Origin of the sequence: Nocardia sp. NPDC051756 (assembly GCF_040681495.1) — a bacterium.
Lineage (GTDB): Bacteria > Actinomycetota > Actinomycetes > Mycobacteriales > Mycobacteriaceae > Nocardia.
The window spans coordinates 137199-149102 of the sequence record NZ_JBFAYV010000013.1; the positions used below are offsets into that span (position 1 = coordinate 137199).

At 67.3% G+C, this 11904-nt stretch carries 12 protein-coding genes and 1 tRNA gene; 10 read left to right on the top strand and 3 right to left on the bottom strand.

Annotated elements, in window-relative coordinates; all coding sequences use genetic code 11:
- Window positions 1-235: 235 nt before the first annotated feature.
- On the top strand, window positions 236-3733 hold the full coding sequence (locus AB0M22_RS40280; RefSeq protein ID WP_364738165.1) for an indolepyruvate ferredoxin oxidoreductase family protein: 3498 nt from the start codon (window positions 236-238) through the stop codon (window positions 3731-3733).
- 99 nt (window positions 3734-3832) lie between these two features.
- Here AB0M22_RS40280 and AB0M22_RS40285 read toward each other — a convergent pair whose 3' ends face one another.
- Window positions 3833-4360, bottom strand: a complete 528-nt coding sequence (locus AB0M22_RS40285) for a hypothetical protein (protein WP_364738168.1) — start codon at window positions 4358-4360, stop codon at window positions 3833-3835.
- 67 nt (window positions 4361-4427) lie between these two features.
- On the opposite strand from AB0M22_RS40285, the gene AB0M22_RS40290 reads away from it, so the two are divergent.
- The 9 genes from AB0M22_RS40290 (at window position 4428) to AB0M22_RS40330 (ending at window position 11128) form a co-directional block, all read left to right on the top strand.
- Window positions 4428-5018 (top strand): TetR/AcrR family transcriptional regulator, encoded by a 591-nt coding sequence (locus AB0M22_RS40290; protein WP_364738171.1) that lies wholly within the window; start codon window positions 4428-4430, stop codon window positions 5016-5018.
- A 104-nt stretch (window positions 5019-5122) separates the two neighbouring features.
- Window positions 5123-5857 (top strand): hypothetical protein, encoded by a 735-nt coding sequence (locus tag AB0M22_RS40295; protein ID WP_364738173.1) that lies wholly within the window; start codon window positions 5123-5125, stop codon window positions 5855-5857.
- Window positions 5858-5947: 90 nt separating this feature from the next.
- Entirely contained in the window at window positions 5948-6754 is an 807-nt protein-coding gene (locus tag AB0M22_RS40300) for an ABC transporter permease (RefSeq protein WP_364738175.1), read from the top strand.
- A 17-nt stretch (window positions 6755-6771) separates the two neighbouring features.
- A complete protein-coding gene (locus AB0M22_RS40305) occupies window positions 6772-7476 on the top strand; it encodes an ATP-binding cassette domain-containing protein (protein ID WP_364738262.1) in 705 nt (234 codons plus the stop codon).
- A gap of 10 nt (window positions 7477-7486) precedes the next feature.
- On the top strand, window positions 7487-8056 hold the full coding sequence (locus tag AB0M22_RS40310; RefSeq protein WP_364738177.1) for a sigma-70 family RNA polymerase sigma factor: 570 nt from the start codon (window positions 7487-7489) through the stop codon (window positions 8054-8056).
- Entirely contained in the window at window positions 8053-8952 is a 900-nt protein-coding gene (locus tag AB0M22_RS40315) for a hypothetical protein (protein WP_364738178.1), read from the top strand. Before AB0M22_RS40310 ends, AB0M22_RS40315 begins: the two co-directional genes overlap by 4 nt.
- Complete coding sequence (locus AB0M22_RS40320) at window positions 8949-9770, top strand: hypothetical protein (RefSeq protein WP_364738179.1); 822 nt, start codon at window positions 8949-8951, stop codon at window positions 9768-9770. The genes AB0M22_RS40315 and AB0M22_RS40320 overlap by 4 nt, the downstream gene beginning before the upstream one ends.
- Complete coding sequence (locus tag AB0M22_RS40325; protein ID WP_364738181.1) at window positions 9767-10642, top strand: ABC transporter ATP-binding protein; 876 nt, start codon at window positions 9767-9769, stop codon at window positions 10640-10642. Before AB0M22_RS40320 ends, AB0M22_RS40325 begins: the two co-directional genes overlap by 4 nt.
- A 75-nt stretch (window positions 10643-10717) precedes the next feature.
- Entirely contained in the window at window positions 10718-11128 is a 411-nt protein-coding gene (locus AB0M22_RS40330) for a DUF2511 domain-containing protein (protein ID WP_364738184.1), read from the top strand.
- A gap of 17 nt (window positions 11129-11145) precedes the next feature.
- Here the strand turns inward: AB0M22_RS40330 and AB0M22_RS40335 are convergent, their stop codons facing one another.
- Both AB0M22_RS40335 and AB0M22_RS40340 read right to left on the bottom strand, forming a co-directional pair.
- Window positions 11146-11364: a hypothetical protein gene (locus AB0M22_RS40335; protein WP_364738187.1), complete on the bottom strand. Its 219-nt coding sequence runs from the start codon at window positions 11362-11364 to the stop codon at window positions 11146-11148.
- A gap of 218 nt (window positions 11365-11582) precedes the next feature.
- Window positions 11583-11656, bottom strand: a tRNA-Met gene (locus AB0M22_RS40340).
- Between the last annotated feature and the right edge of the window lie 248 nt (window positions 11657-11904).

Consider the following 11904-nt stretch of genomic DNA (forward strand, 5'->3'; position numbering starts at 1 on the left):
CGGTCCCGTTTGCTGGACAAGATCGGCGAACCGACCGGTCCGCGGCGCGGTGGTGGCGGTCACAGTAAACCTCACATCATGCATAGTGTGTGCCCATTCACATGGAACCAAATTGCGCAGTATGCTCAATTTCTAGAGCGACTATTGTTCAATTCGCGCTTCAAGGGCAGGGTTAAGGGCATCAAGTGCTCAACTAAGGCGGCGCCCGATCGGTGCCGGCCGGACGGGTGGATGTATGACCGAGCTCGCCGATCACGATCTGATTCCGGCGCCGTATGACCTTGCCGACCGCTACCGCGTCGGCGCTGGCACCGTCGTCCTCACCGGGGTCCAAGCGATCGCGCGTCAACTGGTCGAACAGCACGTACGTGACCTGCGCGCCGGTCGGCGCGTCGGCACCTTCGTGTCGGGGTATCAGGGCAGTCCGCTCGGCGGCGTGGACAAGATGCTGGCCGGGATGCCGAACGTGCTGTCCGAGCACGATATTTCGTTCGTCCCTGGGTTGAACGAGGAACTCGCCGCGACCTCGGTGTGGGGGAGCCAGGCCGATCTGCCCAAGGGCAGCGCCACGCACGACGGGGTCGTCGGCGTCTGGTACGGCAAGGGGCCAGGCCTCGACCGCGCCACGGATGCGTTGCGGCACGCCAATATGTACGGCGCGAATGCCAACGGCGGCGTGCTGCTGCTGGTCGGCGACGACCCGGCGTCGAAGTCCTCGACGGTGCCCGCGGTGAGCGAGCGCTCGCTGGCCGCGATGAACATCCCGGTCCTGTTCCCGCGCAACGCGCGCGAGATCATCACCATGGGTCTGCACGGCGTCGCGCTCTCGCGCGCCTCGGGGTGCTTGGTCGCGCTGAAGATCGTGGCCGACGTCGCCGACGGCGCCTGGTCGGTGGACGGCGACGCGGGCGACATCGACATCATCGTCCCCGAGATCACCTGGGAGGGACGCCCGTTCCGCTACCTGCAGCGCCCGATGGCGGCGCCGACGGACAGCGTGATCGCCGAGGCCGACCTGTACGGCCCGCGCTGGGAGATGGTCAAGGCCTACAGCACGCTCAACGACCTCGACGTCATCGAGCTGGACCCGCCGCACGCCACTATCGGAATCGCCGCTACCGGAACCACTTTCGATGCGGTCCGGCAGGCGCTGATCGACCTCGGCGTGGACGACGACGCCCTGATCCGCGCGGGCGTGCGGCTGCTGCGCATCGGCATGCCGTTTCCGATTGCGCCCGAACGGGTTCGGCAGTTCGCCAAGGGCCTGACCCGCCTCGTCGTGGTCGAGGACAAGACCGCGTTCATCGAGACCCAGATCCGGGAGATCCTGTACGGCACCGCCGACGCCCCGGAGATCATCGGCAAGCGCGACGCCGCGGGGCGCCCGCTGTTCGGGCAGGACGGCGAGCTCACCACCGGCCGCATCACCAAGCCGCTGAGCCGCGCGCTGCACGGCCACCTGGACACGAAACGTCCACTGCCGCAGCCGCTGACGCTGTCCGTACTGCCCGCCAAGCGCGCCGCCTACTTCTGCAGCGGCTGCCCGCACAACCGCTCCACCGCGGTGCCGGAGGGTTCGCTGGCCGGCGGCGGTATCGGCTGCCACACCATGGTGACCATGTCCGGCCGGGAAGACAGCCAGGTCACCGGCCTCACGCAGATGGGCGGCGAGGGCGCGCAGTGGATCGGCCAGGCGCCGTTCACCGATGTGCCGCACCTGTTCCAGAACATCGGCGACGGAACGTTTTTCCACTCCGGCCAGCTCGCCGTGCAGGCGTGCGTCGCCGCCGGCGTGAACATCACCTACAAGCTGCTCTACAACGACGTCGTCGCGATGACCGGCGCGCAGGACGCGGAGGGCGCGCTCGCCGTGCCGATGCTGACCCACAAGCTCACCACCGAGGGCGTCGCGCAGATCATCATCTGCGCCGACGAGCCGAAGAAGTACCGCAAGCGCGACCTCGCCCCCGGCACCCGCCTGTGGCACCGCGATCGCCTCGACGAGGCCCAGCGTGCCCTGCGCGAGGTACCCGGCGTCACCGTCCTCATCTACGACCAGCACTGCGCCGCCGACGCGCGCAGGCAGCGCAAGCGCGGCACCCTGCCGACCCGCCGGACCCGCGTCGTGATCAACGAGGCGGTGTGCGAGGGCTGCGGTGACTGCGGCGTCAAGAGCAACTGCCTGTCCGTGCAGCCGGTGGACACCGAATTCGGCCGCAAGACCCGGATCGATCAGACCTCCTGCAACACCGACTACACCTGCATGGACGGCGACTGCCCGTCCTTTGTCACGGTGGAACTGCCGGATCCGGCAAAGGCCAAGAAGCGCAAGACGATGCAGCGGCCGGCCCCGCCGGTGCTGCCCGATCTCGCGCAGCCCGCGCTGACCACGACGCAGAACGTCTTCCTGGCCGGCATCGGCGGCACCGGCATCGTCACCGTGAATCAGGTGCTGGCCACCGCCGCGCTGCGGGCCGGCTACGAGGTGGCCAGCCTGGACCAGATCGGCCTGAGCCAGAAGGCCGGACCGGTGGTCTCGCACTTGCGTTTCGCCAGTGGGGAATTGGAGCCCGCGAACCGGCTGACCCCGGGTTCGGCGGACTGCATCGTGGCGTTCGACCTGCTGACCGCCACCGACAACAAGAACCTGGCCTACGGCTCGCAGACGAACACCCTGTCCGTCGCGTCCACCAGCCAGACCCCGACCGGGGACATGGTGTACGACAAGGCCGTCGAGTACCCGGAGACGCCCGCGCTGCTGGCGCGGCTCGAGCAGGCCTCGCGTGAGGTGCGCTCGTTCGACGCGCTCGCCGCCGCCGAGGTGCTGTTCGGCAATACCGCGGCCGCCAACTTCCTGATGGTCGGCGCCGCATACGAACTCGGTGGCCTGCGCATTCCCGCGGCGTCGATCGAGGAGGCCATCGAGATCAACGGGGTCGCCGTGAACGCCAATATCGCGGCGTTCCGCTGGGGCCGGGTCGCGGTCGCCCGACCGGACGAGTTCGCCGCCGCGGCGGGCCGCCCGGAGCGCAAGCGCGCCGAAATCCAGGTTCCGGCAGATCTTTTCGACGGCCTGACCGCGACGGGTGAGACCAAGCGGCTCGTCGAACTGCGAGCCGGGGAGCTGATCGGGTTCCAGGGTGTCCGCGTCGCGCGTGACTATGTCCGGACGGTGCAACACATTTGGGCTGCGCAGCTGCGCGTGACCGAGCGCACCGAGTTCAGCGAGCAGGTCGCGCGCGGCCTGTACAAGTTCACCGCCTACAAGGACGAGTACGAGGTGGCCCGCCGCCTGGTCGATCCGGCCTTCCTGGACGAGGTCGCGGGTCAGCTGCCCGAGGGTGCGAACCTCACCTACAAGCTGCACCCGCCGGTGCTGCGGGCCATGGGCCGCAAGAAGAAGATCGGCATCGGACCGCGCGGGCATCTCGCGCTCAAGCTGCTCGCCAAGGGAAAGCGGTTGCGCGGCACCAAGTTCGACTTCTTCGGTTACGCGCACGTCCGCCGGGTCGAGCGGGCCCTGCTCGCGCACTACACCGACATGGTGACGACCCTCGCGGACACGCTCGACGAGGCGGGTTACGACCGTGCGGTCCAGGCCGCCGCCCTCGCCGACAACGTCCGTGGCTACGAGGACATCAAGCTGGCCAACGTGGAGATCTATCGAAACAGCCTGCGCGACCTCGGCATCGAGCCGCCTGCGGTGGAGACGAACGGCGCGGCTGGGCAGTAGACCGCGCGCTTGGTCGAGCGTAAGGCCACGCTCCCGGGCACATGGGAAGCGGCCCGCAACCATCGGTTGCGGGCCGCTTTCGCATTGGCGGGGAAGGGTTTACGACCGTCGAGGCATCACGGTGTAGCTGAACGACACGACGAAATCGATCGCGAGGATCAATCCCCACGGCGCCAGCACGCCCCACAGCGGCGCGGTCCGATCGAGGTCGCCGACCAGCAGTGTGAACAGGCCGAGCACGATGGCCGCCACCGTGTAGGCGAGCAGATGCTTGAACCACTGCACCCGCTCCCGCGCGGCATGCTCACGCCCCGCCTTCGGCGGCCGCACCGGCGCCGGTCCGCCGGCGAACCGATGCGCGAACCGCTGATCGGCCCAGTCGATCATCTGCGGGCCGAAGGCGATCGACACTCCGATGTAGATCGCCGCCAGCCCGTGCGTGAGCGACGCCTCACCGCCGCGGCGCAGGTCGATCACCGACGCGGCCAGCAGTACGACATCCACCAGCGGAACGCTGGCGAGCAACACGTTGCTCAGCCGCCGTGCCGAGGTCAGGTAGCGGACCGCGAGCCCGAGCAGGAGCAACACCCAGAACCCGACCTCACAGCCGATGATCAGCGCAATCACTGGAACTTCTCCTTTTTCGCACAGTCGAGTTGAATAAAAGATAACACGACTGTGCGAAAATGGGCACATGCCGAAGATCGTGGACCACCAAGCCCGCCGCGTGGAGCTCGCCGAGGCGGTCTGGCGGGTGATCGCCCGCGACGGCGTCGACGAGATCTCCATCCGCTCGGTCGCCGCCGAGGCCGGCTGGTCCTCCGGCGCCTTGCGTCACTACTTCGCCACTCGCGCCGAACTGCTCGCCTTCACCTGCGAGGACGTGATCACCCGGGTCACCGCCCGGATCGCCGCCCTGCCGCGCACCGGTTCCGTCCGCGACATCGTGCGCACCATCCTGCACGAGACCATGCCGCTGGACGAACGCCGAATCACCGAGTGCTCCATCGCCTTTTCCTTCGTCGTCCTCGGCCTGGCCAACCCCCAGCTCGCCGAGGTCCAGCGCAGGCACTTCGGCCAGATGTACGACCTGTGCCGCGGCCTCATCGCGGATCTGTCGGTGAGAGACGCACTGGCCGAACAGGTTTCCGACCACGACCTGGTCGCGCAACGGTTGCACGCGCTGATCGACGGGCTCAGTCTGCAACGCTTGGCGGGCCACCTCACCTCCCCCGAAGTGATCGACCGGCTCGACGCGTTCCTGGACGAGATCATCGTCGGATGACCGGCCGAATGTAGTGACTCGCAAAACGTTTGCCTCGATATGGAACCGATCGGGCGGTTCGCACGTCCAAGGAGTTAATTAGGAACAGTAAGTGGGGGGCATCCATGAACACTGCGCAACTGAGCCGGGGCATCGAAACGATGACCAAGCCCAACGCATTCGCACATCCGAGTCTGCGCGACTACCTCGATCCGGCCAACGGACCCTGCGGGAGCCTGCTGGCGCCCGCCTTCGACCTGGAGTTCGCCGACTACGACGAGCTCACCGCGCGCGGGGACATCGACGGCGCGCCGATCGTGCTCCCGGTCAACACCGAGCACCAGGCCGAACGCCTGCGCGCCGTCCGGGCTACGCACGCCATGGGCCTGATCGTCGCCGTCACCAACGACGTCACCGGCCACTCGACCTACTTCGCCATCCGTTCCGGCGCCAACTTCGTGGTCAACATAGCGATCTCGATCGAGCGCCAAGCCGAACTCCTGCGCACCCAACTACTCGACCACCTGCATTCCGCCCGCGACACCCGCCGCCCACCACGCGACGTCATGACGCCCCGCCGCCCCCAGGAACCCCCGCGCCCCCGAAACCTCGCACCCACCAGAGAGATCCGCCGCCCCGCCACCCCCACATTGGACGACTTCGACACCCGCCTCCTGAGCATGCTGCGCACCTCGATGACCGTCGCCGAAATAGCCCGCCACAACTACCTTTCCGAACGCTCCATGTACCGCCGCATCCGAAACCTCTACGACACCATGGGCGTCCGCAGCCGTGCCGAACTCGTGCGAGCGGCGCCTCGTGACGACTCGTCTGCGCCGGTCGTCATGCTGCACGGCTGAACCCGGACGGCGCCGGTCGTCGTTTCACCGTGAACCGCAACGCGTTCGACGGCTACGTACTCGAGGAGACCATCTGACTCGAGGAGCGATATGGCCACCACCGCAGCACGTCCGGGCATCGATGTTCGCGCTAGAGACAATCCGTCCCTGGCGGACGTCACCGCTACCGAGCTGTCCAGGATGCGTCGAGGTTTCATCGGCTGGTTCGCCGTGCTGGTGCCCGTCGGGATCACCGTTCCGCTCTATCCGATGTCGCTGACCTCGCCCGAAGGGCAGTCCGGCCACACCTGGACGGTGTTCCGCGATGTCGCGCTCGAGGGTTGGGGCGTGCTGATCCCGATGACGGCGGCGCTGCTGGCCGCGCTGTCCGTACGGGCAGACCAGGACGCCTGGCGGGTGCTGTTCTCCTACTCGGTGCCGCGTACCCGATATCTGCTCGGCAAGTATCTCGCCCTGGCCGCGTTGTCCGCCGCGTCGACGGCGCTGCTGGCAGTGCTGCTGTGTTGCGGTGCGGCACTGAGCGGTCGGCTCGGCACCGGCCTCTCGACCATCGCGGCCGCCTGCTTCCTGCCGTGGCTGGCCGGATTGGGCTGTGCCGCGGTGGCTCTGGTCGTCTCGATGGTCTGGGGGCTCGGCCCGACCATCGCGGTCGGTGTCGTCGGGATGATGAGCGGAATGCTCATCGCCGACAAGAGTTGGTGGATGGCGGTGCCGTTCGCCTGGCCGATGCGCGTCATCCTGCCGTTGGCCGGAATCGGACCCAACGGCGTTCCGTTGCCCGCGGACAGCCCGATCCGAGACCGGGGCGTCATCGTGCCCGCCATAGCGCTGTCGATCGGGCTGGCGGTGCTCGTTCTCGCGCTCGGCTCGTTCCATATCAAGCGCAAGGAGATCTGATCGTGCTCGCACTGGAAGTGTCGCAGCTGCACAAACACTACGGACGACACCGCGCGCTCGATGGCATCGAACTATCGGTTCGCGAGGGTGAGGTGTACGGACTGCTCGGCCCGAACGGCGCGGGCAAGTCGACCGTGCTGAAAACCGTTCTGGGACTACAACAGCCGACCAGCGGCACCATTCGGCTGTTCGGCCGACCGCACGCACGGGCCCATCTCGTCGATGTCGGCGCGTTGATCGAGACCCCGGGGCTGTGGCCCAAGCTCGACGCAGTGACACACTTGCGGATTCACGCGAGGCTGCGCGGCGTCCCCGAAGCATGGATCGACGAGACGCTGGCCGCGGTGCGGCTGACCGACGTTCGCAACCGCAAGGTGCAGGCCTTCTCACTGGGCATGCGCTGGCGTCTTGGCATCGCCATCGCCCTGCTGCCCCGGCCGAGGCTCCTGCTGCTCGATGAACCGACCAACGGCCTCGATCCGGTGGGCATCCGCGAGATGCGGGGCATGATCAGATCTTTCGCCGACAACGGGACCACCGTCGTGCTCTCCAGCCACCAGCTGTCGGAGGTCGCGCAGATATGCGACCGCGTCGCCGTGCTGGTCGCGGGCCAGACACGGTACGAGGGGGATCTTCAGGGCGTCGCCGGTGAAGGGCACTTCGACGAGGGGTTCTTCCGCATTCTCGAGTACCAGTTGAACCGTTCGCCCCGCGCACGCTAAACACAACGGTGTGGACTCGGACGAGGCATTGCTGGCTGCGGTCGCCAAAGGCGACCAGGCATGCCTCCGTGTGCTGTACCAGCGGCACGCACCGGCGATGCTGCGGGTCGTGCGCCGGATGACCGCGCAGAGCGGAGTGGCCGAAGAGATCCTGCAGGAGACCTGGCTGGCCGTGTGGCGCTCGGCGGACAGCTTTCGTGGCGAATCATCCGCGCGCGGTTGGCTGTTCGGTGTCGCCAAACGGCAAGCGCACAATCATCTGCGAAAGTCGGTGATCGCGACGGTCGACCTCGATGAGATCGCGGAAATCTCCGACCACGCGGCCGCCGTGGAGGACATCGTGCTCGCCAATGCGGCCCGTACCGATCTCGCCGCAGGCATTCGGGACCTGCCCGAGCACCTGCGCGAGGTCCTGCTGCTCGTGCTGGTCGACGACCTGGCCTATCCCGACGTCGCCGTCATCCTCGATATCCCGGTCGGCACGGTGAAGAGCCGAATGTCGCACGCACGCAAACGACTCGCGCTGGCGTTGGCCGGAACCAGCGCCGATCTGTCCGCCCGACCCGGAGGCGAGAAATGATCACCCCGAATTCCCACGGCGCCCACCTCTCGGAAGACCAGCTGATCGGCGAACGAGACCCCGGCACCCGAGCGCATCTGAGCACCTGTGCCGAATGCCAGGTACGCGCCGAAGGTTGGCGGAACACAGCGGTTGCGGCGCGGCAGGTTTCCGCGGAGTTGGCGGGCGAATTTCGTACCCCCTCCTTCGATGCGCTGCTCGGCGATGTGGCCGGAATGCCCTGGGCCGCACCGGCGGAGGTGCCTCGCCGAGCATGGCGCGAGTCGCTCGTCTTGACCGCGGCGCTGGCGCGGATGCAGCTGCGCTTGCTGCCTCGGGCGCTGATCCCGCTGAGTGCGCTTGGCTTCGCCGGGTGTGTCCTGCTCGCCCTGCGCATGCCGCACAGTGGTTCCACCGCAGCGGTTTTCGGTCTCGCGGTCACCCTCGTGTTCCAGCTCGGCACGCTGGCGATCTGCCTACCGCACACGGATCCCCGGCTGGAGTTGTTCGCCGCCTTGCCGATTCCGCCCACGGTGGTCTTCGCCTGCAGGCTGGTCCTGGTCCTCGCCGCCGACACCGCGCTGGCCTTGCTGGCCTCACTGCCGACGAGCGAGTCCGGCGCGACGGCCGGTTTTTCCGCGATGGTCGCGGGCTGGCTCGGGCCCGCGTTGCTGGCCTCGGGGGTCGGCGTCGCGTGTGCGGTCTGGCGCTCCCCGCAAGTCGGGTCCATCGCGGGTGCGGTCGTGTGGCTGCTCGGTGTCGCGGCATCTTCGGACAGTGGGCCCGCACGCCGGATCGGCGCGTTTGTCGAACCGCTGTGGTCCACGTCGGCGGTCACGCTCGCGCTTGCCGCGGTTCTGCTCGTCGTCGCGGTGGCCGGGATGCGCAGGCCGCAGTACAGCGTCGTGGTGGGATGAACCGAATCACGGTGCCGCGCCTGCCCGCGAGCGCATTCGGCGCGACCGTCCGTTACGAGGCGTTGCTGGCGATCCGGCGTCGCGTGGTGTGGCTGTCGGTGCTCCCGCTCTGCGCGTTGATCATGTTCCTCGGCGGTTTCCCGCGTGGCCGGAATCGGACCGACGCGATCGCCTCGATCGCCGACACCGCGCTGCTGATCAATTTCCTCGGTTCCTTCGGCGTCGCCGTCGCGCTCGCGGACCGGCTTGCCGGACAACGCAGACCGGGCCTGCGCGAATTGTTCGGGGCTACGCCGAACAACGGCTGGTCGCGGACGGCCGGCCTGATTCTCGGCCCCTGGCTGATCGCGTCGGTGCCCGGTGCGTTGATCCTGCTGGTCACCGGCGGATGGCTGACCAGCACGTCCGGCGGGCCGGGGCCGCTCGGTGCGGCGGCGACCGGATGGCTGACGATCGTCGCACCGGGATCCTTGCTGCTGACGGTGCTCGCCAATGTCGCGAGCCTGTTGTTGCCCAGCGCTGTCGTACGCGTGCTCGTCATGCCGTTCTGGTATTGGGCGACGGTGTTGACCACGCTGATCCCGTTCCCGGTCCCGACGATATCGAGGACGGTGCTGTCCCCATTCGGCGAATATCAAGCGACGCAATGGCTCCACTACCCGGTTGCCGAGCAGGGCGGTGGCTGGCTGCATCCGGTGGTCGGAAATGCTTCCGCGATAGCGGCTCTCGGGTTCACCCTCTTGACGACGGTGCTCGCCTTTCTGCTCGGCCACCTCGTCCTGACCGAGAACCGTTGGTTTGGAACGGAGTTCGTATGACTATCACGCTGCGCAAGCTGACCAAGGTCTATCGCGGGCCGACCGTCGCGCTGAACGAGATCGATCTGACCGTGACCGAAGGCATGACCGGGTTGCTCGGCACGAACGGCGCGGGCAAGACCACGCTCCTGCGGATCCTGACCGGAACGATCCGGCCGACCTCGGGCACCGTGTCGGTCTGCGGGCACGACATGGCCACCAGCGCGGGACGGACCGCGGTGAAGCGGCTGCTCGGCTATCTGCCGCAGGAACTCGCGCTCTACCCGGACCTCACCGGACGTGAGTTCCTCGACTATGTGGCCCTGCTCAAGGGCATCGATGACAAACGTCTCCGGTGGTCGCAGATCGACAATCTGCTGGACCGTGCCGGGCTGGACTCCGTTGGTACGCAACGGATCGGGCGGTACTCGGGTGGCATGAAACGCAGACTCGGCATTGCCCAGACCCTGCTGGGCGACCCGAAGCTGATCATCGTCGACGAGCCGACGGCAGGCCTCGACCCGGAGGAACGGATCCGCTTCCGCACGCTGCTCGGTCAACTCGGCGGCGACCGGATCGTCGTGCTCTCGACGCACATCCTCGACGATGTCGCCCAGAGCTGCCCGATGGCCGCCGTGCTGACCGAGGGCACGCTGGCCTACCACGGCACGACAGGTGGATTGGTCGCCATGGCGGAGGGACAAACTCACGTGGTGCGCGCTACTGGCGAGCCACAGGGCGATTTCACCGTCGTCAACGTCACCAGCACCGTCGAGGGAATCGAGTACCGGGTTGTCGGCCCGACGCCTCCGCCCGAATCGCGCCAGGTGTCACCGACATTGGACGACGGCTACATCGCGCTGCTGCGCGCCTCCCGCGCCAACGTGCGGTGAGATCCGGCGGCACGCCCTCAGCCGTGAACCGAAACACGACCATGCGCAACAACATCGGTAGACGAATGAATGCCGATGCTGTTGGAGGAAGAGATGACCTCGAAGGTTCGCGGGTTGCTGCTGGTCGGAATCGTATGCGGCGCGTTGACGATCAGCGCGTGTGGCGGTGGGTCCGGCACGAAGGAGGCGGCGCAGTCGAGTTCGGTGGCGTTGCCTGAGCCGACGGCCAGTAGTCAGGCTGTGGCGAGTGAAAACCTTGGCTCTTTATGGCCGTTCACGGTTGATCACGGCACCCTCGAGTGCCGGCCGGGGGTGCAGGCGGTGTTCGTTGCGCCGGATGGGAAGGCGTATGCGCTCAACGACAAGGCCGAGGAGGCCGGGGTGGCGGGCGTTGAACCGTTGCGCGCCAAGGGGGCTGGGGGTGACAGGGTCAGTCTTGGGGCGGTGCGTAGTAGGGCGTTGCGGTTGTGTGAGTTCGGGGGGTAGGACTGCTGCGTTCGGTGTCAGTACTTGCTGTGGGCTATCTGGGTGGCGGTGCGACAGGCGGCACGGATTGTGTCGAGTAGCGACCCGTGGCGCGCCTTCTTGTCGGCGTCGGGTGGTTCGGGTGCCGTCGGCGGCCCGGACCGCGGCGTCGAGTGGCGCTTTGTCGGCCATGGTTTGCCGGGTGCGCCGAGTACGTCGCGCTCGTAGGTGAGGTACCAGTGTTCGTGGACAGACATCCCGGACTCCTTGTGTCGGGGGTATACACGCGTATTTCGTACTGGACGTGACGAATTCGAGGGTGGTCGCTGTGGCGCCGGGAGACAAGTGTCCGCGGTACTTTGCGCGCGGAGCGTGATATCTACGTTCGCCGGCTCGGTAGCGCGGCGGCCGGCCGGAGGTGGTCGGGAAACGGAAAAGCGGCTCGGAACGTGTTGTTCCGAGCCGCTTTTCGTTGTAGCGGGGACAGGATTTGAACCTGCGACCTCTGGGTTATGAGCCCAGCGAGCTACCGAGCTGCTCCACCCCGCGTCGGGTGTTCCCCAACCCTACACACACATTGGCTGGATGCGAAAACGCCTGGTGGGGCGTGTCGTAGCGGAGGTGGGGGAGTCGGTTGCCGGGCGACGGGCAGCGGAGCAGACGTGTGGCCTGGGTCACTATTACCTGGCGCTCGAGATAGACATCACTCGACGTTTCCCGAATCGTGACCGAGGTTTATCGTTGCTGCTTAGTTTGTGGGCGCTTGGTCGCCGCGGTCCGGGGATGGGAATGGCCGC